At 66.0% G+C, this 21,806-nt stretch carries 17 protein-coding genes; 11 read left to right on the forward strand and 6 right to left on the reverse strand.

Annotated features, from left to right (window positions below; genetic code table 11):
* Positions 1–11: 11 nt before the first annotated feature.
* Genes CXQ89_RS07275 through CXQ89_RS07290 form a run of 4 tightly spaced genes read left to right on the forward strand, consistent with a single transcriptional unit; the run spans position 12 to position 7,226 of the window.
* On the forward strand, positions 12–1,670 hold the full coding sequence (locus CXQ89_RS07275) for a cytochrome ubiquinol oxidase subunit I (RefSeq protein ID WP_104054639.1): 1,659 nt from the start codon (positions 12–14) through the stop codon (positions 1,668–1,670).
* A gap of 18 nt (positions 1,671–1,688) precedes the next feature.
* Positions 1,689–2,708, forward strand: coding sequence for a cytochrome d ubiquinol oxidase subunit II (gene cydB / locus CXQ89_RS07280; RefSeq protein WP_104054638.1), 1,020 nt, complete (start codon positions 1,689–1,691; stop codon positions 2,706–2,708).
* Complete coding sequence (cydD, locus tag CXQ89_RS07285; RefSeq protein WP_104160798.1) at positions 2,705–6,196, forward strand: thiol reductant ABC exporter subunit CydD; 3,492 nt, start codon at positions 2,705–2,707, stop codon at positions 6,194–6,196. The genes cydB and cydD overlap by 4 nt, the downstream gene beginning before the upstream one ends.
* A 34-nt stretch (positions 6,197–6,230) precedes the next feature.
* Positions 6,231–7,226, forward strand: coding sequence for a GNAT family N-acetyltransferase (locus CXQ89_RS07290; protein ID WP_237686794.1), 996 nt, complete (start codon positions 6,231–6,233; stop codon positions 7,224–7,226).
* Here the strand turns inward: CXQ89_RS07290 and CXQ89_RS07295 are convergent.
* The 3 genes from CXQ89_RS07295 to CXQ89_RS07305 form a co-directional block, all read right to left on the reverse strand.
* Positions 7,223–7,783: a hypothetical protein gene (locus CXQ89_RS07295; RefSeq protein ID WP_104160799.1), complete on the reverse strand. Its 561-nt coding sequence runs from the start codon at positions 7,781–7,783 to the stop codon at positions 7,223–7,225. The genes CXQ89_RS07290 and CXQ89_RS07295 overlap by 4 nt on opposite strands.
* Positions 7,784–7,785: 2 nt before the next feature.
* Positions 7,786–8,490, reverse strand: coding sequence for a metal-dependent transcriptional regulator (locus CXQ89_RS07300; RefSeq protein WP_104160800.1), 705 nt, complete (start codon positions 8,488–8,490; stop codon positions 7,786–7,788).
* Positions 8,491–8,595: 105 nt separating this feature from the next.
* Positions 8,596–9,627 carry an NAD(P)-dependent alcohol dehydrogenase gene (locus CXQ89_RS07305; protein WP_104160801.1) on the reverse strand — a complete coding sequence of 344 codons (1,032 nt, stop codon included), beginning with the start codon at positions 9,625–9,627 and terminating at the stop codon, positions 8,596–8,598.
* Positions 9,628–9,776: 149 nt separating this feature from the next.
* Here CXQ89_RS07305 and CXQ89_RS07310 point away from each other — a divergent pair, with 149 nt between their 5' ends.
* The gene (locus tag CXQ89_RS07310; protein ID WP_104160802.1) at positions 9,777–10,352 is read left to right on the forward strand and encodes a TetR/AcrR family transcriptional regulator; all 576 of its coding nucleotides are present in this window, start codon (positions 9,777–9,779) and stop codon (positions 10,350–10,352) included.
* Between the two features lie 39 nt (positions 10,353–10,391).
* Here the strand turns inward: CXQ89_RS07310 and CXQ89_RS07315 are convergent, their stop codons facing one another.
* Together CXQ89_RS07315 and CXQ89_RS07320 are read right to left on the reverse strand one after the other, a co-directional pair.
* Positions 10,392–10,877, reverse strand: a complete 486-nt coding sequence (locus CXQ89_RS07315; RefSeq protein ID WP_104160803.1) for an SRPBCC domain-containing protein — start codon at positions 10,875–10,877, stop codon at positions 10,392–10,394.
* A 9-nt stretch (positions 10,878–10,886) separates the two neighbouring features.
* Complete coding sequence (locus tag CXQ89_RS07320) at positions 10,887–11,975, reverse strand: hypothetical protein (RefSeq protein WP_104160804.1); 1,089 nt, start codon at positions 11,973–11,975, stop codon at positions 10,887–10,889.
* 34 nt (positions 11,976–12,009) lie between these two features.
* On the opposite strand from CXQ89_RS07320, the gene CXQ89_RS07325 reads away from it, so the two are divergent.
* The 4 genes from CXQ89_RS07325 (at position 12,010) to CXQ89_RS07340 (ending at position 15,618) form a co-directional block, all read left to right on the forward strand.
* The gene (locus CXQ89_RS07325; RefSeq protein ID WP_104161394.1) at positions 12,010–12,411 is read left to right on the forward strand and encodes a VOC family protein; all 402 of its coding nucleotides are present in this window, start codon (positions 12,010–12,012) and stop codon (positions 12,409–12,411) included.
* Positions 12,412–12,530: 119 nt separating this feature from the next.
* A complete protein-coding gene (locus tag CXQ89_RS07330) occupies positions 12,531–12,881 on the forward strand; it encodes a metal-sensitive transcriptional regulator (protein WP_104160805.1) in 351 nt (116 codons plus the stop codon).
* 45 nt (positions 12,882–12,926) lie between these two features.
* Complete coding sequence (locus CXQ89_RS07335) at positions 12,927–13,148, forward strand: heavy-metal-associated domain-containing protein (RefSeq protein ID WP_104054630.1); 222 nt, start codon at positions 12,927–12,929, stop codon at positions 13,146–13,148.
* Between the two features lie 79 nt (positions 13,149–13,227).
* Entirely contained in the window at positions 13,228–15,618 is a 2,391-nt protein-coding gene (locus CXQ89_RS07340; protein ID WP_104160806.1) for a cation-translocating P-type ATPase, read from the forward strand.
* 91 nt (positions 15,619–15,709) lie between these two features.
* Here the strand turns inward: CXQ89_RS07340 and CXQ89_RS07345 are convergent, their stop codons facing one another.
* Entirely contained in the window at positions 15,710–18,235 is a 2,526-nt protein-coding gene (locus CXQ89_RS07345; RefSeq protein WP_104160807.1) for a DNA topoisomerase (ATP-hydrolyzing) subunit A, read from the reverse strand.
* A 113-nt stretch (positions 18,236–18,348) separates the two neighbouring features.
* On the opposite strand from CXQ89_RS07345, the gene CXQ89_RS07350 reads away from it, so the two are divergent.
* Positions 18,349–21,045, forward strand: coding sequence for a bifunctional GNAT family N-acetyltransferase/acetate--CoA ligase family protein (locus CXQ89_RS07350; protein WP_104160808.1), 2,697 nt, complete (start codon positions 18,349–18,351; stop codon positions 21,043–21,045).
* 88 nt (positions 21,046–21,133) lie between these two features.
* Entirely contained in the window at positions 21,134–21,805 is a 672-nt protein-coding gene (locus CXQ89_RS07355; protein ID WP_104054627.1) for a DUF5998 family protein, read from the forward strand.
* The last annotated feature ends 1 nt before the right edge of the window (position 21,806 follow it).

Consider the following 21,806-nt stretch of genomic DNA (forward strand, 5'->3'; position numbering starts at 1 on the left):
GGAATCCTCCCGTGGAAGCACTCGATATTGCCCGTTGGCAGTTCGGCATCACCACCGTCTACCACTTCCTCATGGTGCCGCTGACGATCGGCCTGGGGCTGGTAGTGGCGACCCTGCAGACCATGTGGGTCCGCACGGGCAAAGACGAATACCTGCGCATGACCAAGTTCTGGGGAAAGCTCTTCCTCATCAACTTCATCATGGGCATAGCAACCGGTCTGGTTCAGGAATTCCAGTTCGGCATGGCTTGGAGTGAGTACAGCCGCTTCGTGGGCGACGTGTTCGGCGCCCCGCTGGCGCTGGAATCTCTGCTGGCCTTCTTCACCGAGTCCGTGTTCCTGGGACTGTGGATCTTCGGCTGGGGAAGATTGTCCAAAAAGCTGCACCTGGCCTGCCTGTGGATTGCAGTGCTGGCTTCGGTTCTGTCCGCCTACTTCATCCTGGCTGCGAACTCCTGGATGCAGCACCCCGTCGGTGTGGAAATGGTGGACGGCCGCCCCGTGCTCAATGACATCTGGGCCGTCCTGACCAACAACACCCTGCTGGTGGCCTTCCCGCACCAGATCACTGCCGCTCTCTCGGTGGCCGGCGGATTCCTGCTCGGCATTGCCTGGTACCACTTGTGGAAGCGGCGCCGTGACGGGATTGACACCGTCAACGAAGACGGCACCGTGAACATCGGTGAGCGCCCCGAGACCGGCCGTGACAAGGCGGACCACAGCGTCTGGATCAAGTCGCTGCGTATCGGGGCAGTGGTTGCCATGGTGTCCTTCGCCGGCACCGCGATCACCGGAGACCTGCAGGGCAAGCTCATGTTCGACCAGCAGCCCATGAAGATGGCAGCGGCCGAGGCTGCCTGCCACGACGGAACGTCCTTCTCGATCCTCTCGGTCGGCGATGTAGGCGCCAAGAACTGCGACGATGTCAAAGCCGTGATCGAAGTTCCCGGCCTGCTGTCCTTCCTGGCCAACAACAACTTCGACACTGAGGTCAAGGGCGTCAACACCCTGATCCCGGAGTATCAGGAGGCCTACGGCACGCACATCCCGGATGATCCCAAGTACGGTGCGCAGGCCGGCACCGAGATTGACTACCTGCCGGTCATGTCCGTCACCTACTGGGGCTTCCGCATCATGATCGGTTTCGGCGGCATTGCGGCCGCTGCGGCTGCTTTCGCTCTGTGGATCACCCGCAAGGGCACGGTCCCGCAGTCCAAGTGGCTGATGCGCCTGGCCGTGTTCGGCATCCTGGCCCCCTTTGGCGCCAACAGCGCAGGCTGGATCTTCACCGAGATGGGACGCCAGCCCTTTGTGGTCGCACCCAACCCGAGCTTCACCGGCATCGACCAGGTGTTTATGTTCACCGCGGCGGCGGTCTCACCCGGTGTCTCCAGGGCCGAGATGATCTTCTCCCTGGCCTGCTTCGCGCTGGTCTACCTGGCGCTGCTGGTGGTGGAAGTGCGGCTGCTGTTCAAGTTCACCCGCGGCGGCGTTCCGTCCGCCATGCCGGAGCTGCTCAGCAGCAGCGGGCACGACGGCGGTTCCTCCGGCGGCATGGATTCCGCCGGCGGTGACGACGGCAGCGGCAGCGACGGCAGCGACACCGGCGGCTCCGGCGGAACCGGAGCCAAGACCAAGCAGCCCGATGACGTCCTCGGCTTTGCCTACTAAGCGATCTGGAGCACAGAAGTGATTTCGCTACCCACCCTTTGGTTCATTGTGCTGGCCTTCCTCTGGACCGGCTATCTCTTCCTGGAGGGCTTCGATCTCGGCGTCGGCATGCTCATGAAGCTGATGGGCCGCAGCGAGAAGGACCGCCGGGTCATGCTGAACACCATCGGACCGGTCTGGGACGGCAACGAGGTGTGGCTGATTACCGCCGGCGCCATGACGTTTGCCACCTTCCCGCTCTGGTACGCGGCACTCTTCTCGGCGCTGTATATCCCGCTCGTGCTGGTCCTGCTGGGACTGATCTTCCGGGCGGTCTCCATCGAGTACCGCGGCAAGCACAACGACGACCGCTGGCGCAGCCGCTGGGACTGGGCCATGGCCCTGGGCTCCTTTGTCTCCGCCTTCGGTGTGGGCGCGGCCCTGGCCCTGACCACCACCGGGCTGCCGCTGAATGAGAACGGCGACCGGGTGGGCGGAGCGTTCGCCTGGTTCAACGGCTATGCCGTCCTGGGCGGATTCGCCGTCGTTGCCTTCTGCCTGGTCCACGCCTGTGCCTTCCTGGCACTGAAGTCCCGCGGCGACATTGAAATGCGCGCCAGGCGCGCCGTCGTTCGCTGGCTGCCCCTGGGTGTTCTTCCGATGGCCGCCTGGGCGATTGTGGTGCAGCAGCAGAACGGCAAGGCGCTGACCCTGATTCCGCTGGTCATCGCGGTGGTGGCCGTGGTGCTCGCCTGGGCCGCGGCGCGGCGCGGCAGGGAAGGCTGGAGCTTCATCTGGATCGGCCTGTTCCTGGTGGCGGGCGTCTTCACGATCTTCGCCTCGCTCTACCCGAACGTGCTGCCCTCCACCCTGAACCCTGAGTGGAGCCTGACCGTGAACAACGCGTCCTCCTCCGATTACACGCTAACCGTTATCTCCTGGGTCTCCCTCTTCGGCCTGCCCCTGGTGGTGCTCTACCAGGGCTGGACCTACTGGGTCTTCCGCAAGCGCATCACCGCTGACTCCATCCCCGCTGCCCACTCGGTGACCGCTCAGTGAAACCGGTGCTTCCGGTCAGTGCCGCCAGCCGGCGGGCACTGTACCTGCTCGGCCTGCTGGCCGCCGTCAAGGCGGCGGGCCTGGTGCTCCTCGCCACGGGTGTGGCTGCCGGAGTGGCCGGGCTTGCCGCCGGCGGTCCCGACTGGCGCTGGGTGTTCGCCAACGGCATCGCCGGAGCGGTGCTGCGCTCACTGGCGGTGTGGGGCACCGAGACGGTATCCCAGCGGGCTGCGGCAGGAGTTAAGGAAGAGCTGCGTGCCTCCCTGACCAAACGGGCACTGAACGACGGCGGCAATGTTCCCGGCATGGGCAGCGGCGCGCTGAGCGTGCTGATCACCCGGGGACTGGACGGACTCGACAACTACTACGCCAAGTACCTGCCCGCCCTGGTGACGTGCGCCGTCGTACCCCTGCTGGTGGGCCTGCGCATCCTCTCCGCGGACTGGCTCAGCGCGGTGGTGGTGGTCCTGACCGTGCCGCTGGTTCCGGTGTTCATGATCCTGATCGGGCTGCACACCGGAGACAAGACCGCCGCCGCAGTGGATGCTCTCAACCGGCTCTCCGACAACATGCTGGAGCTGGCCAAGGGACTGCCCGTGCTCGTCGGACTGGGGCGCGCGAAGGCCCAGACCAGGGCATTGCGCGATGTAGCCGAGAACTACCGCATCCGCACACTGGAAACCCTTCGAATCGCGTTCCTCTCCGCGCTGGCACTGGAACTGATTGCCACCATCTCCGTGGCACTGGTGGCCGTAGTGATCGGCGTACGCCTGGTCAACGGTTCCATGTCCCTGGAACTGGGCCTGCTCGCCCTGATCCTGGCTCCGGAGTGTTATCAGCCGCTGCGTGACCTGGGCACGGCCCACCACGCCAGCGAAGACGGGCTGGAGGCACTCAAGCGCACCAACGCCGTGCTCGATGCCCCGGCCGCCGCTCCGCTCGTGCCGGTGGCTGCTACCGGCGCGGGTGCCGGCACGTCCTGCGGTCCGCAAACATGGTCCGGACCCCCGCTGTCTGTCGTTGGGCTGACCATCCGGTATGCCGGCCGGCCCCGGCCGGCGGTGTCCGGCCTCAGCTTCGAGGTGCCCGCCGGCAGCATCGCAGCCCTCACCGGATCCAGCGGAAGCGGCAAGACATCCGTCCTGGAAACCCTCGCCGGACTGCGCCGCAACGGCGGCGACACCTCGCTGGAAGGTTCCGTAACCGGCGTCGACCGCGCCGGCATTGCCTGGATCCCGCAGCATCCGGTGCTGGTGGAAGACACCACCGCGGAAGAGATCGCCCTCTACTCCGGCCTCGGACCGGGGGAGGAAGGGCGGCAGGCTGCGGCAAGCGCGCTCGCCGCTATCGGCGCACTGCACCTGCTGGAGACCCGCACCGCGGACCTGAGTCCCGGCGAGCAGCGCCGCGTGGCCGTTGCCCGCGCACTGGCCCGCGTTGCCTGCCAGCCGCAGGTGCGTGTGCTGCTGGCGGATGAACCCACGGCTCATCTGGACGCGGCCAGCGCCGCCGCGGTCATCCGTGCCCTGAAGAACCTGCGCGGAACCGTCACTGTCCTGCTGGTGGCCCACGACCGGGCCGCCGCGGCCATTGCCGACACACTGATTCCCGTGGATACCGGGTTGCCCGGTGAAACCGGCTTTGCAGCCGCACATCTGCCTGCTGCATCCCCGCAGGCAGCCGCCCCGGCCCTGCCGGCCGGCACAGCTCCGGGTTTCCCCGCTGACAGCGCTACTGAGCCCGGCGCAGAACATACCGATGTGCGCTGGCAGGACGAGCTTGCGGAGACCGAATCCCATCCCGTGCATCAGCCGCTGTGGAAGAACCTGCTGGTGCTGCGGCTCTGGAGCCCCCAGTTCCTGCTGGCCCTGCTCCTGGGTACCGGGGCGACCCTCTTCGCGGTGTCGCTCACGTCGCTGTCCGGCTGGCTGATTGTTCGGGCCAACGAACAGCCGCCGATCATGCTGCTGCTCACCGCCATTGTGGGGGTGCGGTTCTTCGGCATCGGCCGCGCCGTGCTGCGCTACCTCGAGCGGCTGCGCCTGCACGACGCCGTCTTCCGCGCCACCAACGCCATCCGCATCCGCCTGTGGAACGGACTGCTGCAGCGGCCCGAGGGATGGCGGCGGCTGGCCCGCGGCGGAGGGGCGCTGGAACGGCTGGTGGGGGATGTCGATGAGCTGCGGGACATCGCACCGCGCGTTGTCTTTGCACCGCTGACCGGCTTCTTCACCGCCGTCGCCGCGTGTATCGCCACAGGTCTGCTGTTGCCCGAAGCGCTGGGCGTGCAGATCCTGGTGTGCGTGGTGGGCCTGGTGATTGCACCGCTTGTGGCCGTGGGCGCCGACGCCGCAGCCCGCGCCGCAACCGTGCGGCTGCAGTCGCGGTCCATGGCGGCCATGGCGCGGTTGCTTGACGCAGCATCGGATCTGGAAGCCAACAGCAGCGCCGCACCGGTGTTTGCCCGCCAGCGCGAACTCGACGCACGGGCCTCGGCCGCAGTGCGCCGCAGCGCATGGGCGCAGGGTCTGGCCAATGCGCTCACCGCCCTGGCCTGCTCGCTGGGGTCCCTCTACGTGCTGACCGTGGCCGGGAACATCCCGGCGACGGTGGCCGCCGTCGTCGTGCTGATGCAGCTGGCGCTGATCGAAGCCTTCGTGGCCGTCAACGGCTCCATCCAGCAGTTCTTCGCCTGGCGGACCCTGGGCGACAAGGTGCTGCCGGACCTGGGAACCGACACCGTGGAGCCGGACACGGACACGGACCCGGACCCGGACACAGGCCCGGATTCCGCGGACGGAGCGCCGGTCCCCGCTGTGGACACCGTTGAGCTGCGCGGCATCAGCTACACCTATCCAGGTGAAGAGACCCCGGTGTTCGAGGACCTGGACCTGGATCTGCGCCGGGGCAGCTGGCTGGCCGTTACCGGGGCCTCCGGCAGCGGGAAGTCAACCCTGCTCGGTGTCCTGCTGGGCTTCCTCACCCCGCAGGAGGGATCTTTCCTCATCAACGGCCGGGCCGCTGCGACATTGCCGCCGGCTGCACGGCGGATGGCCTGGTGCCCGCAGGAAGCCCACTTGTTCGATTCCACCCTGCGCGGCAACCTGCTGCTGGCCCGCGACCGGCGGCTCGCACCCACGGAGGCGGAGATGGTTGCGGCCCTTCACGCCGTCGGCCTGGGTCCGTTCCTCGCCGGGCTTCCGGAGGGACTGGACACCCGTGTGGGCGGCGGCGGACACTTCCTGTCCGGCGGGCAGCGTCAGCGCCTTGCCGTGGCCCGCGCGCTGCTGACGGAAGCCGACGTCGTACTCCTGGATGAGCCCACGGCCCACCTGGACGCGGAAGCAGGGGAGCAGCTGATGGCCGATTTGGCGGCCGGGCTGCGCGGCAAATCAGTGGTGGTGGTGACCCACAACCCTGCCGATGCCGCCTGGTGTCAGCGCCGAATTGTGCTGGGACAGCCGGTATGTGCCGCGTCACACTCCTAGGAAACCCCCGGTGCACGTGTCATAGGGTGGAAAAATGAGCATTTCAACACCTCCGGAAATCCCCGGCCCCGTTACGGGCCTGCGCTGGCGTGCCATCACGGCCGAAGACGTTGATGCCTGGCTGGAGCTGGTCCGGCGCATCGCTGCAGCGGACAAGCCGGGATATGTCCAACAGCGTGCGGACCTCGAACACGTTTTGGCGGCCAGTGCGGACAACCCGGCCCGGGACACCCTGCTGGGACTTGACCGCAACGGCGTCCCGCGGGCCTACGGATACCTGGTCCGGACCGAAGGGTCGGACAAAATCCACGGTGCCGGGGGAGTGGACCCGCAGTGGCGCAGGCGCGGCGTCGGCACTGCCCTGCTGCGCTGGCAGCAGCAGCGTGCCCGTGAACGGCTCCTGGAAACCGGACATGAAAAGGGTCTGCTGCGCTTTATGGCGGAGGAGGACAATGCCTCGCATGTAGCTCTGTTCCATGCCGCCAATGCGTCAGTGGTGCGCTACTTTACGGAGATGAGCCGACCGCTCGACGCGGATATCCCGGACACCAAGCTGCCGGACGGCCTGGAATATGTGACCTTCAACGAGGATATTTCCGAAGCATTGCGCGTTGCCCACAATGAAGTGTTCCAGGATCACTGGGGCAGTGAGGAACGGGATCCCGAGCGCTGGCAGCACAACGTGGAACACCCGCATTTCCGCGCGGACTGGACCTTTGTGGTCATGGATACTGCCGCCGGGGAAATCGCCGGCTACAACATCGCCTCCTTTGATCCGGAGGGCGAAAAGCTCAACGGCTACAGCGAGGGCTACACCGAGCTGCTGGGTGTGCGCCGCAGCTACCGGGGCCTGGGACTGGCGCCGGCCATGCTGGGCGAAGCGATGCGCCGGTACAAGGCGTCGGGCATGGAGCGTGCCGGCCTGGGCGTGGACACGGAAAATCCGTCCGGTGCCCTGGGGCTTTACGAAAGCCTGGGCTACACGCCCACCTTCCGCGAGGTGTTCTTCGACCTGCACGTGCTTCCCTAGGACGCAGCAATACCTGCGGCCCACCCGGGTGCCGTCCCGCCCTGCGGGGGACTGATGCCGGCGGCGTCCAATCCTGATTCCTGCAGCAGCCAGGAAGTGAGGGAGTTGGAGTTCCACATATCCGTGGAACCATTGATCCGGCGCCCCCAGGTATGGGACGGCACAGCCGCAGCACGCGCCAGCAGTCCGGCCGCTGCGGCATCGGTGAGCGGAAAGACCACCGGGCTCGCCACAGCGTACTGCCGGTCGGGAAGTACTCCCTGGGGCCAGCAGCGGACCTCGTAGCGAAACAGCCGGAAGCGTCCCAAAAAGCGCAGACCCACCGGCCCGCTGGCCACTACGCCCCGTGACGGATTGCGCTGCCCCCAGGCCGGAGCCATCTCGATGACCCACTCCCCTGTGGCTCGAACCACTATGAGGGCACTGTGAAACAAGGGCTGCTCCGGCCGGTGCTCCATGAGAGCGTGGAAGCGTTCCCACCACCTGCTGGTATGGACGACGACGTGCCCGCCGGCGCCAACCGGCAGCCACCACAGCTGAACCGCGGCGTCGTTCATCCCTAAGCCTCGGGGGCAGCCCCGGGCGGCTCCGCGCCGGGTGCCCGCAGCACCCAGATGGACTGGGCAGCGGGAAGACCCAGTTCCAGCTGTTCCCCGCCCACTGTCACCGTCAGGGTTCCGGCGTAGGCCTGGCGCGAGAGCACGCGGACCTGCACGTCCAAATGCAGTCCCAGCCCGGCCAGATACCGCAGCAGCTCCGGGTCGTTGTCCGAAACCCGGGCGATGGTTACCACGCTCCCGGGCTCGCAGCTGCTGAGCCGGACGGCGGCCAGCGGCGGAAAGCTGCCGTCCCGCGTTGGAATGGGATCTCCGTGTGGATCACGGACGGGGTAACCAAGCCTCCGGTCCAGGGCATTCACCATCTTGTCGGAGACCGCGTGTTCCAAATGCTCGGCTTCGTCGTGGACCTCGTCCCAGCCGTAGTTCAGGTACTCCACGAGGAACGTCTCGATCAGCCGGTGCCGGCGCACCATCGCAACCGCTTCGCGGGTTCCCGCCTCCGTCAGGGCGATGGATCCGTAGCGTGCGTGGGTCAGCAATCCCTGGGCGGTCAGCTTTTTCACCGCTTCGGAGACCGACGACGGCGAATTGCCCACGTGCGCGGACAGGGCAGAGACCGTCACCGGCGCGTCAGTCCATTCCTGGGCGGTCCAGATGACCTTGAGATAATCCTCGGATGCGGCTGAAAGCGAATTGGTACCCACCCCTTTACCTTACGTGTTGCGGTCCGGATCGGCGGGCGGCACCTGCCGCGGGTCAGTCTTCACGCGTACCCGGTGCACCGTTCACTCCGCGCCGGGGTTCCCGGCTCACAATTCCTTCATATCCAAGGCGAAGCGGAACCGGACGTCATTGAGTTCGAGTCTGGCGAGGGCAGTGTTGACGTCCCTTGCCGGCAGTACTTCCACATCTGCTGTGATTCCATGGCGGCTGCAGAAATCGAGCATGGCTTGTGTCCCGGCGATCCCGCCGCTGCCGGCAGAGGCAATACTCTTTCTGCCGATGAGCAATGCCAATGGATCGAACTCCATGGATCCGAGCGCGCCGAGTGCGCAGAGTGTTCCGTCAAGTCCGAGGGCGCGGAGATAAGGGGTGAGGTCGTGAGGAGCGGAGGCCGTGTCAAGAATGAGGTCAAAGCGGTTGGACTGGGCCTGCATAGCGGCTGAATCTTTCGACACTACAACCTCATCGGCCCCGAGTTGTTTGGCGCCGGAGGCTTTTTCCCGGGATGTGGTGAACAGGACGACGTGGGCGCCGAGTGCGTGGGCGAACTTCACGGCGAGGTGCCCCAGGCCTCCGAGGCCAACGATTCCTACGGTCATGCCTGGTCCTGCGTTCCAGCGGACAAGGGGTTCCCATACCGTGATCCCGGCGCACATGAGCGGGGCGACTCCAGCGGGGTCGAGGTTTTCGGGGAGCGGATAGACGAACTTTTCAGTGGCAATGTATTCGCGAGCGAATCCGCCCTGGGTTGTGGACCCGTCAATCCGATCGGTGCCGCCGTACGTCAGAGTGGGGAATTGCTCGCAGTAGTTCTCCTGGCCGGCGGTGCACATGGTGCAAGTGCCGCAGGAATCCACGATATTGCCGACTGCAACTGAATCCCCAAGACGGAACCTGGTAACGTCCGGTCCTGTTTCCGTGACAGTGCCGACGAATTCGTGGCCTGCCACCAGTGGCTTGTTTCCGGGGCGGTGTATCTCGTTGAGGTCGGAGTGACAGACCCCGCAGAAGGTCACATCGATGGCGACGTCGTTGCTGCGGAGGTCCCGCCGTTGAATGGTCTCGACTGCCAGGGGCTGATTGGCTGCAGTAGCGGTGAGTGCCGTGGTTTTCCGCATGGGAATCTTCTTTCCGGTGGGACTGCTGTTGGCGGGCGTAGGCGCGGGTACTTGAAGGGCCACAAAAACAAACTGGTTAGTTACCTGATTCGGCGACACTACGCCGTGTGCGGAAAAAAGACAACCAACTAGTTTGTTAGGGTGGAGGGATGAAGCCAGGAGACGCTACCCGTGAACGCCTACTCGCTGCCGCTAGCGAGGAGTTTGCGGCATACGGGATTGCCGGCGCCCGGGTGGACAGGATCGCGGCCAACGCTCAGGCAAACAAGGCCCAGCTCTACGCGTTCTACGGCAGCAAGGAGGCCTTGTTTGAAAGAGTCTTCAGTGCAGCCCTTGACGGCATCGTCAATGCCGTTCCGATAGACGGAAAAGATCTTCCGGGGTATGCGGTGCGGCTTTACAACGAATATCTCGAGCACCCCGAACTGGTCCGCTTGGCGACCTGGGCCCGCCTGGAGCGGCGTCCGGCCGGGCACCTGACCGCCGACGCTGACCGGCTCGATTCGGACAAGCTCGCCAATATCGCAGCCGCCCAGAACGCCGGCTATATCGACAAGTACTTCACCCCGTTCGAGGTGCTGACTACGGTTATCGCAATCTCAATGACCTGGTCTCCTGCCAGCACAACGTTCACTGCGACGTCGGCCGACGCACCCGCCGAACATCAACGCCGACGCGACGTATTAACCAGAATCGTCCACAGAACCTTCGCGCCGGCAACGTAGCTGGAGCCGGCCGGGGCGGATCAGCGGTGCGCTAGAGGGCTACAACCGTTTCGATCTGCACTTCCGGTCCAGCCGTTCATGCACCTGCCAGAATTCCTCCATGGGCAGAGGGCGGCCCTGGAGCAGATGTTCGAGGTAGAACAGATGTGTCTGCCAACCGGAAAGATAACCGGGGGCCTCGTCTTCGAGCCCCTCATGAATTAGGTCCAGTTGTGTGGCGCTGCCCTCCGGTGCCACCTCGATGCACAGTTGCGACAGGGGTTCATCGGGGAACTTCCAGGTCAAGGCCAGCCATGCCTCCGGCCCGCAGCCCAGAATCTCGCTGGTGCAGGAATAGTCCTCGGCGTGCCGGATGGTTACCACGGCTCCAACAGTCATTTCTCCGGTGGTCACGGTTCCTATCCAGTGCGGAAGCGCTTCCGGAGAAGTCAGTCCCCACCAAACGCGGTCCGAGGCAGCCGGCAGGGACCAACACACGGAGACGCGCCCGGCCACGGCATCGATCGATCGGCTGGTCAGAGGCATGGCCGGAGCCTAACTCACGCCGTCCCGGCGCACCAGCGTCCACGTGTCGCCGTGCTGTGCGCGGTGCCAGTGCTGCCGAGGAGCGTCAATTTCCCGGACAGCATCGGTCAGCCAAATGGTCCGGTCCGGATCCCAGCCTGCGATCACGGAAGCCCATTCTTCATCGATGTGTTGCACCCGCCCCGCTGCGCGGAGATATCCCAGGACGCTCAGGTGGACGGCGTCCCATTCCCCGGCTACCCCCTCCCAGTCCGGGATCAGCCATCGGCCGTCCCGTCCCGTGACCTGGAACCAGACGTTGCGGCGGGATGCCGTCACCTCCAGAGGGAATTTGCGGCATAGGGCTGTCCAGTCGTCCCCGGTTCGTATTTCATATGTCCTGCCGGCGCCGCGGACTGCAATGGTGGTGGCGTCCTCCCACCCCAGGGGATCCTCGATGAGGTTCAGTCCGGCGGGGATCCTGCCGACCGTGCCGACAAGCCCCGGAGGGATGGACCACCAGTCACCCGACATGTTCGAGTCCAAGGCGTAGGCCTTTGCCCTCCACCGCATCTCATCGGCACGTATGTTCCGCCCCCACTGTGCCAATTTCGGCTGCGGATCCCGGTCCAGTGGCGCCGGATCATCGGGGCCGCGCCAGTCGATGGCCCACTGCTCCATCCGGCGGGCCTCCGTGCTCCGCTGCATCGAGGGCGTCGCCATCACCGGGGCGGCAAGAGGAACGAGTGCTTGCCTGATGATTGGCAGCGACGCCAGAACATCCTCGCCCTCCGGAGGCTGCCAATACCGGGCAGCGTCCACTGAGCGCTCAAGGGCCGGCTGAACCAACTCGTCGGTAACGCCGGACAGATCAAGGGTGGCAAGGCGGGCAGCCAGATCACCGGACGAGCCAATGGCAGGCGGACGCGCGTCGTCGTCATTGGTTTCCTCAGGCGTCATCAGACCGAACAGCACCCGGGAGGTTCCTTTACCGGGATCGAGCTCGTATCCCAGCCAAAACACAGCCAGGCTGACGTCCGGATTCAGTTCCGTCGCGAGCTCGAGGCACAAACGGCGGCCCCGGGGGCCTGCGAGGAGCGGTTCGGTCTCGGCGTTCATCGGCTTATCCTTGCACGAGCGTTACGCTGCCTCCATGACCGCCCTGATCTCGCATACGTCCTTTGACAGTCTCGATCCGTTCGCCCAGTCAGTGTTCTGGCGCGGAGTGCTCGGTTTCCATGACGATCCGGACGATCCCAACGACCCGAACCATTCCGGCGACGAGGAGTGCATGATAGCCTCCGGCGACGGCTCCCAGCGCCTGCTGTTCATCAAGGTCCCGGACGGCAAGCAGGTCAAAAACCGCGTGCACCTGGACCTAAGGCCCGCCGAAGGCACCAGGGACCGGGAACTTGAGCGCCTGCTGGCACTGGGAGCCCGGGAAGTTGCGGATCGGCGGATGGCCGATGGGACGGGATGGGTGGTGCTCGCCGATCCGGAGGGCAATGAGTTCTGCATCCTGCGCAGCGATGCCGAGCGGGAGCAGGCACTTTGACACCCGGCAACACGTGCTCCGAGGCGCTCTGACGCCGTATCGAGATACCCCCTAGGAGTACTTGACGCCATACCCTATGGGGGTATATCTTCGTTGCAGATCGAATTCTAGGAGTGGACATGAGCACAACCCAGGAACAGGCCCCGGGTGGCCTCGCAGGGCAGGACCATTCCGGCGCCCACGGGTACGCCACGGACAAAGAGGCCTACCTCAAGCGGCTCCGGCGCATCGAGGGCCAGGTGCGGGGAATTGCCCGCATGGTGGAGGAGGACAAGTACTGCATCGATATCCTCACCCAGGTTGCTGCCATCAACAAGGCGCTGCATGCCGTGAGCCTGGGCCTCGTCAAGGACCACATGTCCCACTGCGTGGTGGATGCCGCCCGCGAGGCGGACGCCACGGGCAACCCCGAACTGGTGCAGGCCAAGGTTCAGGAAGCCACCGACGCCATCGGCCGCCTCCTGCGCTGAAATTGTTCTGCCGAACCTTTGAACCCTTACCGAAAGAGGTACCCCATGGAAACCACACTGAACATCTCCGGAATGACCTGCGGCCACTGTGTCGCATCCGTTACTGAAGAACTCGAAGCGATCGACGGCGTCGACAATGTCAGCGTCGATCTCAACGCCGGCGGCATTTCGACCGCCGTCGTTACCTCCAGCCGCACGCTTTCCCCCGTCGAACTCGGCGAAGCAGTGGCAGAGGCGGGCTACCTCGTGGTGGAACCCTCCGCCTAGTCTCGCCGGATCCACCCGGCAGCGGATGCGCGACCTGCGATCCGCGCCGCACAGCACTTCCCGGAAGGACAGCACTCCCATGAGCACCGACAACCTGCTCCGGCAGCCGCACCCGCGGATCATCGACCTTAAAGTTGAGGGCATGACGTGTGCCTCGTGCGTCGGCCGGGTGGAGCGGAAACTCGGAAAAATCGAGGGCGTCGAAGCCACGGTCAATCTTCCGCTGGAATCCGCACGGGTCAGCGTCCCGGACGGCGTAACCGACGAGCAAATCCTGCAGGCCGTGGATTCGGCCGGCTACAAAGCACATCTGGTGCGGCCCGCCGGAGCTTCCCGTGCCAGCGGCGGAACGCGGGATACGGCAGCGCTCGACGGCGGGGCCGGGCATACCGGGGCAGGCGACCGCTCCGGATCCGCGCATGCCGGCCACGAAACCTCCGGCATGGACCACTCCGGCGAGGACCACATGGAGCACGGCGGAACTGCCGCTGCCCTGCGGCCGCGGCTCATCCTGGCCGCAGTGCTGACAGTTCCGGTGTTTCTGGTTTCCATGATCCCGGCTCTGCAATTCAACAACTGGGGCTGGTTCGCCGCCCTGCTGACGCTGCCGGTGGTGACCTGGTCCGCGTGGCCCTTCCACCGGGCCGCAGCCATCAACGCGCGGCACTTCGCCTCTACCATGGACACGCTGGTGTCCCTGGGCGTGATCGCTTCCTACCTGTTCTCGCTGGGAACCCTCCTGGCGGATCCGTCGCTCACGGCCCACGCCGGCATGACGGATATGCAGGGCATGGCCGACGGCGGACACGCCAACCTCTACTTCGAAGTTGCCGCCGTCGTCGTCACCTTCCTGCTGCTGGGCCGGTATCTGGAAGCCAACGCCAAGGCCCGCGCCGGTGACGCGCTGAAAGCACTCCTGAGCCTGGGTGCCAAAGATGCCACAGTGCTGCGCGACGGTGCCGAGGTCCGGGTACCGGCGCAGGACCTGGTTGTGGGTGACGTCATCGTCGTCCGCCCGGGTGAGAAGATCGCCGCTGACGGCATCGTCACCGACGGACACTCGGCTGTGGACGCCTCGCTGATCACCGGCGAATCCGTTCCGGTTGAAGTGGGTCCGGGGGATTCCGTTACCGGTGCCACCGTCAACACCTCCGGGCGGCTGCTGGTTACCGCCACCCGGGTGGGCAGCGAAACCACCCTGGCCCAGATGGGACGCCTGGTCAGCGATGCACAGTCCGGCAAGGCACCGATTGCGCGCCTGGCGGACCGGATCAGCGCCGTTTTTGTTCCCATTGTTCTGGGTGTAGCTGTCCTCACCTTTGTGCTGTGGATGGTTATCAGCGGAGATCTCCAGGCCGCGTTTACGGCAGCCGTCGCTGTCCTGGTCATTGCCTGCCCGTGCGCACTGGGTCTGGCCACGCCCGTTGGCCTGCTCACGGGCACCGGACGCGGCGCCCAGCTGGGCATTCTGATCAAGGGCCCGCAGGTGCTCGAAGACACCCGGACCGTGGACACCATCGTGCTGGACAAGACCGGTACTGTGACTGACGGGCGGCTCTCGGTGGTGCGCACCCTGACCCTGGAGCCCACCTTTGATGACGCGGACCTGCTGCAGTTGACGGGCTCCGTGGAGACGGCGGGGGAGCACCCCATCGCCGTCGCCATAGCCGCTGCGGCGCAGGAGGCGGTGACTGACGGCGCACTGACTCCAGTGACAGGGTTCGACTCTGCCCCGGGCGGCGGTGTCCGCGGAACCGTCAACGGCCGTGCCGTTGTTGCCGGGCGCCCCGGCTGGCTGGAGGAAAACGGCGTGGTCCTGTCTGAGGATGTCCGGACGAGGCTGCGGGCCGAGCAGGAAGCCGGATCCACCGCCGTCCTGGTGGCCGTTGACGGCCGCGCCGCCGGCATCATCAGTCTGCGGGACAACATCAAGCCCGGCTCTGTGGCCGCCATTGCGCGGTTGCGGGCTCTGGGATTGCGGCCCGTACTGCTTACCGGCGACAACGCCGTGGTGGCTGCCCGGGTAGCTGACGCCGTCGGCATTGCGCCGGAAGATGTGCTGGCCGATGTCCGGCCCGAGGGCAAAGTGGAGGCCGTCAAGCGGTTCCAGGCCGAAGGTGCCACCGTGGCGATGGCCGGTGACGGCGTGAATGATGCTCCGGCCCTCGCACAGGCTGACCTGGGCATCGCGATGGGCTCCGGCACCGACGTCGCCATTGAAGCGGCGGACCTGACCGTAATGGGCAACGATCTGGGCCAGGTGGCCACCGCCATCGAGCTCTCCCGTCGCACGCTGGGCACCATCAAGACCAACCTCTTCTGGGCCTTTTTCTACAACGCCGTCGGCATTCCGGTGGCCGCCCTGGGCCTGCTGAATCCAATGATCGCCGGTGCCGCCATGGCCGCCAGCTCCGTGCTGGTGGTGGGCAACTCGCTGCGGCTGCGCAATTTCGGCAAGCAGGAAGCGTAGGCGCCGCGTCCCTCGGCGGGGTTGGTGAACGGGAGCTCCGCCACGGCAGCTGTCCCGAAAGTTCGGGGCAGCCGCCGGACAAGACCCGGCGTCAGCTCGCGGCCGGATCCTCACCCGGTTCAACCGGCGTGTTGCTCGGTCCGACCTGGTCAACCTGGTTGGTCAACGGAATGCCGGAGCCGTCCCGCCGTCCGTGCTCCGTGGGCAGCGCCCGGGCCACACCGTTGGCAGCGGCAGCCTTCGCCGGACCATGACCGGCCCACGCGACTACGAGGGCATCCTCACCCTTCAGGAACCGGTGTGCCCGCACTCCGCCGGTGGCACGGCCCTTCACCGGGTACTCGGCGAACTCGGTCACCTTCACGGATCCGCCGGGCGTCCCGGGCAGGGTCTCGGTGCCGGTGGAGACGGTAACAACGACGGCGGCCGGATCATTCTGCGCCACCACGCCGAAGAACAGCACATGGTCATCGGCACCGAGCTTGATGCCGGCAACACCGCCGGCGGTGCGTCCCTGCGGACGGACCAGCGAGGCGCTGAAACGCAGCAGCTGGGCGTGTTCGGTGATAAACACCAGCTCGTCGGTGTCCTGCGCCGCCACGCCCACACCCACCACTTCATCCTTGGGCTTGAGCGTGATGGCTTCCCAGTCGTCCCGGTTCAGCGGGTATTCAGGATTAACCCGTTTTACGATGCCGTTCCGGGTGCCCAGCGCAATGATCTCGTTCAGCGGCACCAGGCCAATCAGCTTTTCGCCCTTGGCCAGCGTCATGAAATCCTTCACGGGAACGCCGCCGGCCATGTTCGGCAGGCCCGACGTCGGCGGCAGAGCCGGCATATCGAGGACCTGGACACGGACCATCCGGCCCGACGACGTCACCGCCCCGATCTCGCCGCGCGCCGTGGTCTTCACCACGGAGCGGAACACATCGTGACGCACCCGCTGGCCTGCCTCGGTGAGCGGCTCCTGGTTGGAGGTGCGGGCCAGCTGGCCGGAACTGGTGAGGATGACCCAGCAGGGATCATCGGCAATCTCCAGCGGCAGTGCCGCCTTGGCGCCCTTGCCGGTGACGGCGGGAGCGGCAGCAACACCCTTCAGCGGTGATGCCGCCTCGGATTCCAGCAGCACCGTCCGCCGCGGAGTGGCGTACTTGGCCGCCACTTCGCCGAGTTCGTCGGAGACCAGGGACCTCAGCCGCTGTTCGGAGTCGAGGATGGCCTGCAGCTCCTTGATCGCCAGGAGCAGGTCATCCTTTTCCTTCTCCAGCTCGATGCGGGAGTACTTGGTCAGCTGGCGCAGGCGCAGCTCGAGGATGTGGTTGGCCTGGATTTCCGTCAGGTCATAGATGGCCATCAGCCGTTCGCGGGCCTGGGCCGTCTCATCCGAGGAGCGGATGATCTGGATGACCTCGTCAATGTCGACGATCGCAATGAGCAAACCCTCGACCAGGTGCAGCCGGTCTTGCTTCTTGCGCAGCCGGAAGGCGGTGCGGCGGCGGACGACGCCGAGGCGGTGCGCCACGTAGACCTGCAGCAGTTCCACCAGTCCAAGAGTCCGGGGCTGCCCGTCCACCAGGGTGACGTTGTTGATGCCGAAGGAATCCTCCATGGGCGTGTACCGGTACAGCTGGGCCAGGACGGCGTTGGGGTTGAAGCCGTTCTTGAGCTCGATGACCAGGCGCAGTCCGTGGCTGCGGTCCGTCAGGTCCACCACGTCCGAGATGCCCTGCAGTTTTTTGGAGGTGACCGCGTCCTTGATCTTCTCGATGACCTTTTCCGGGCCCACCATGTACGGCAGTTCGGTGATCACCAGTCCGGTGCGGCGGGCATTGAGCTGCTCCACCTCCACCTTGGCGCGTGTTTTGAAGGACCCGCGGCCGGACGCATAGGCGTCGCGGATGCCGTCCAGTCCCACAATCCGTCCGCCGCTGGGAAGGTCCGGGCCGGGGATGAACCGCATCAGCTCATCCAGCGTGGCCTCGGGGTTGGCGATCAGGTGCTGGGTGGCGGCAATGACTTCACCCAGGTTGTGCGGTGCCATGTTGGTGGCCATGCCCACGGCGATGCCGGTGGTGCCGTTGACCAGCAGGTTGGGGAAGGCCGCCGGAAGCACCTCCGGCTGCATCAGCTGGTTGTCGTAGTTGGGGACAAAGTCCACCACGTCTTCATCCAGATGGTCCGTCAGCGTCAGCGCCGGGGCTGCCAGCCGGGCTTCGGTGTACCGGGCGGCCGCGGGGCCGTCGTCGAGCGAGCCGAAGTTCCCGTGCCCGTCGATCAGGGGCAGGCGCAGCGCCCAGTCCTGCGCCATGCGGACCATGGCGTCGTAGATGGCGGAGTCGCCGTGGGGATGGAGCTTGCCCATGACCTCGCCCACCACGCGTGCGGACTTGACATGGCCGCGGTCCGGCCGCAGGCCCATGTCCGCCATCATGTACAGGATGCGCCGCTGGACGGGCTTGAGGCCGTCGCGGGCGTCGGGAAGGGCGCGGGAATAGATCACCGAGTACGCGTACTCGAGGAAGGAACCTTCCATCTCGGTGGTGACATCAATGTCGATGATGTTCTCGGCGATTTTCTCGCCGGGTGCGGTTTTGGAGACGGTTTGGCGCCGGGCCATGCTGTTGTCGGGTCCTTGCATTGGTAGGGCTTATACGGGGTTGCAGGGGGATCCGGCGCGGCGGCCGAAGCGTCCTGCAGACAGCGGAGAAAATTTCCCACTACTCTGAGTCTATGGCGGAGCAGGGACATTACCCCGAATATTGGGAAGCTGACGTGGTGTTGCGGGACGGCGGCACCGGGCATTTGAGACCCGTGACACCCGGGGACGCCCAGGCGCTGCAGGAGTTCCACATGCGCCAGTCCCAAAGCTCCATCTACCTGCGCTTCTTCACCTACAAGGCCAAGCTCAGCAACAAGGAGCTGGCCCGGTTCACCAACGTGGACTACAAGGACCGCGTGGCGTTCGTCATCACCATTGGCTCCGAAATCATCGGCATTGGCCGCTATGACCGTCTCGATGACCCCACCGAAGCCGAAGTGGCCTTCAACATCTCGGACGGCCACCAGGGCCGCGGTCTGGGTTCCATCCTGCTTGAGCACCTCGCTGCTGCGGCCCGGGAAAACGGCATCCGCCGCTTCTCCGCCGAAGTGCTGCCGGAAAACCGCAAAATGATTGGTGTGTTTGCCGACGCCGGCTACGAGGTGCGCCGCCACTTCGACGACGGCGTGATTGCCCTGGACTTCAACATCGACCCCACGGACAAATCCCGGGCCGTCATGGAATCCCGCGAACACCGCGCCGAGGCCCGTAGCGTCGCGGACCTGCTCTCGCCGTCGTCCGTTGCCGTCATCGGAGCCAGCCGCGAGTGGGGCACCGTGGGCTACCAGCTCCTGGAACACATCATCGAGGGCGGCTTCACCGGCTCCGTGTACGCCGTGAACCCGGAGGCCTTCGAGCTGGCCGGCATGGTGTCCTACGCCCGGATCTCGGACGTGCCCGAACCCGTGCAGCTGGCCATCATCGCCGTTCCCTACGACCAGGTGCAGAAGGTGGTGGAGGAGTGCGCGCGCGCCGGGGTCAAGGGACTGCTGGTGGCCACCGCGGGATTCGCGGACGACGGCGAACGCGGCCTCGCCCGGCAGCGGCGCCTCGTGCGGCACGCCCGGGCCAACGGCATGCGCGTGGTGGGCCCGGCGTCGCTGGGCCTGATCAACACCCGCCCCGGGGTCCGTCTGAACGCCTCCATGGCTCCGTCCATGCCCGAAGCCGGGGGACTGGGCCTGTTCAGCCAGTCCGCCGCCATCGGCGTCCTCCTCTACGCTGCGGCACAGCGGCGCAGCCTTGGCCTGTCCTCCACCATTTCCGCCGGCAACCGGGCTGACGTGTCAGGCAACGACGCCATGCAGTATTGGGAAGATGACACGGACACCCGGGTGGTGGGCATGTACCTGGAGTCGGTCGGCAACCCCCGAAAGTTCTCCCGGATCGCCCGCCGCCTGGCCACCTCCAAGCCGGTGATCGTCGCCAAGTCAGACGTCACGGGGCTGCAGCTGCCGCCGGGCCACGCCGTCCGGACCACCCAGGCCCCCGCCGGAGCGCTGGATGCCATGCTGCGGCAGTCCGGCGTCATTCGGGTGAACACCAACGAACAGTTGATGGATGTTGCCCAGATTGCCGTCAGCCAGCCCCTGCCGGCCGGCAGGGCCCTGGCCATCTTCAGCAACTCCGCTGCCCTGGGCCGGGTGGTGGCGGATGCCGCCGTCGGCCTGGACCTGGAAGTGCGCAGCCTGCAGACGGATCTGGCCCTGGATACCGGGATGAGCGTCGCCCTGCCGCTGCTGCGCGCCACTGTCACCAAGGCGCTCGCCGACGACGCCGTGCATGCCGGCGTTGTAACCCTGCTGCCGTCTCCCGGGCTGACGATGGAGAAAATTGCGCAGTGCCTGCAGGAGTGCGTAGCCGAGTCCGGCAAACCCGTGGTGGCTGCCTTCACCGGAATCATGGACCCCACCGCGCATGTCGAAGGACTGCTGACCGAAGGGGGAAGGGAGGAGGACGGGCGGCAGTCCGGCCTGCCGTGCTTCTCCAGCCCGGGGGCCGCCGTCTCTGCGCTCGCCTCCCTGGTCCGGTACACCGAATGGGCCGCCCGCGACCACGGGCACTTCGTCGAGCCGGCCGGAGTGGATCCCGACGGCGCCCACGCGCTGGTCGAAAAACTCCTGTCCCGGGTTTCAGGTGACGGGCTCATGCGGCTTTCCGCCGAGGAAACCACGCAGCTGCTGTCCTTCTACGGCGTCCAGCTGCTGCCGTCGGTTCCGTTCAGCACGGGGGAGGAAGCCGTGGCGGCAGCAGATTCCCTGGGCTGGCCCGTGGTCATCAAGACCATGGACGAACACCTGCGCCACCGCCTCGACTTGGGCGGCGTGCGGATGAACATCTCCACGCCGGAAGAGCTCCTCACCAACATCGCGCAGATGAAACAGTCCCTGGAGCCTTACGGCAGCTTTGAACTCGAAGTGCAGACCATGGCGCCCTCGGGACAGGGCTGTACCGTCCGGGCGATTGAAGATCCGCTGCTCGGGCCGGTGTTGTCCTTCGGCCTGGCCGGAGACGCCGTGAACCTTCTGGATGACTGGGCCCACGGAATTCCGCCGCTGACGGACACGGACGTTGCGGACCTTGTGCGTGCACCGCGTGCCTCCGGCAAGCTCTTCGGTTACCAGGGGTTGCCCAAGGCCGACGTTGCCGCGCTGGAGGACCTGATTTCACGGTTGGCACTGCTGAAGGACGAGCATCCCGAGATAGCGCTGCTGGAAATCAACCCCGTGCTGGTCTCAACCACCGGAGTGACTGTCCTCAGCGCGGACGTCAGGCTCGGCAACCCGCAGCAGCGGACCGACAGTGCCCGGCGGGCAATGCGGGACTAGGCAGGGTCCGGGGGCCCGGCAGGATGATCTCGCAATCCTTCCGCGCGCCATTTAGGCGCTGGGGTGCTCTCTGGGGGAAACTGGAATCATGTCGCCGTTACTTTCCTCTGAACGCCGCAGCCTGGACGCCTCCATGGAGCGGGCCGGCTTTTATCCCACGCTCCTGGCCGACGTCGTCCACGACGCCCTGGACGGCCGGGAACCGCTGTCCCACCTGATTCACCTGGAGACCCACTTCGAGCGCACCGAGGTGCACCGCCACATCACCGTGCTGGTGCTGACCGAGGACATGCTGGTAATCACTCACGTGGATGACCAGCAGCTGGACGAAGCCGGGGAGCAAATGATGGCCCAGGTTTCCACCGAATCGGTGCCGGTGACGCAAATCCGGTCCGTGGTCCTGGGCTACATGTATGCCCAGCCGCAGGACTACAAGCCCTCCGACCAAGCCCGTGAACTGACCCTGGCCATCGCCTGGTCAGGCGGACAGCGCCTGGACATGGGCCCCGCAGGCTGCGCGGACCCGCAGTGCGACGCCGACCACGGTTACACCGGCACCATCGCCCAGGAAGACATTGTCCTCCGCGTCAGTGCTGAGGCCGACGGCGCCCAGGCCGTGCAGAACGCCAAGGACTTCGCCCGGGCACTGCGCAAGGTCAACACGGACACGGTCAACGCCCGCGCCATGGAACCCGGGGATGCCCGCCAGCGCGTTGCGGGCATCGGTAGCCGGTTCAACCGCAGCCACCACCAGCGGTAAG

Source organism: Arthrobacter sp. ZGTC212, assembly GCF_002929255.1.
Classification (GTDB): Bacteria; Actinomycetota; Actinomycetes; order Actinomycetales; family Micrococcaceae; genus Arthrobacter_B; species Arthrobacter_B sunyaminii.

Excerpts from the sequence above, each read along its gene's own strand:
- CXQ89_RS07350 (WP_104160808.1), top strand. The coding sequence starts at position 18,349 with ATGGCGGAGCAGGGACATTACCCCGAATATTGGGAAGCTGACGTGGTG.
- CXQ89_RS07340 (WP_104160806.1), top strand. The coding sequence starts at position 13,228 with ATGAGCACCGACAACCTGCTCCGGCAGCCGCACCCGCGGATCATCGAC.
- CXQ89_RS07320 (WP_104160804.1), bottom strand. The coding sequence starts at position 11,975 with ATGAACGCCGAGACCGAACCGCTCCTCGCAGGCCCCCGGGGCCGCCGT.
- CXQ89_RS07315 (WP_104160803.1), bottom strand. The coding sequence starts at position 10,877 with ATGCCTCTGACCAGCCGATCGATCGATGCCGTGGCCGGGCGCGTCTCC.
- CXQ89_RS07345 (WP_104160807.1), bottom strand. The coding sequence starts at position 18,235 with ATGGCCCGGCGCCAAACCGTCTCCAAAACCGCACCCGGCGAGAAAATC.
- CXQ89_RS07290 (WP_237686794.1), top strand. The coding sequence starts at position 6,231 with ATGAGCATTTCAACACCTCCGGAAATCCCCGGCCCCGTTACGGGCCTG.
- CXQ89_RS07330 (WP_104160805.1), top strand. The coding sequence starts at position 12,531 with ATGAGCACAACCCAGGAACAGGCCCCGGGTGGCCTCGCAGGGCAGGAC.
- CXQ89_RS07295 (WP_104160799.1), bottom strand. The coding sequence starts at position 7,783 with ATGAACGACGCCGCGGTTCAGCTGTGGTGGCTGCCGGTTGGCGCCGGC.
- CXQ89_RS07355 (WP_104054627.1), top strand. The coding sequence starts at position 21,134 with ATGTCGCCGTTACTTTCCTCTGAACGCCGCAGCCTGGACGCCTCCATG.
- CXQ89_RS07310 (WP_104160802.1), top strand. The coding sequence starts at position 9,777 with ATGAAGCCAGGAGACGCTACCCGTGAACGCCTACTCGCTGCCGCTAGC.
- CXQ89_RS07335 (WP_104054630.1), top strand. The coding sequence starts at position 12,927 with ATGGAAACCACACTGAACATCTCCGGAATGACCTGCGGCCACTGTGTC.
- CXQ89_RS07305 (WP_104160801.1), bottom strand. The coding sequence starts at position 9,627 with ATGCGGAAAACCACGGCACTCACCGCTACTGCAGCCAATCAGCCCCTG.
- CXQ89_RS07325 (WP_104161394.1), top strand. The coding sequence starts at position 12,010 with ATGACCGCCCTGATCTCGCATACGTCCTTTGACAGTCTCGATCCGTTC.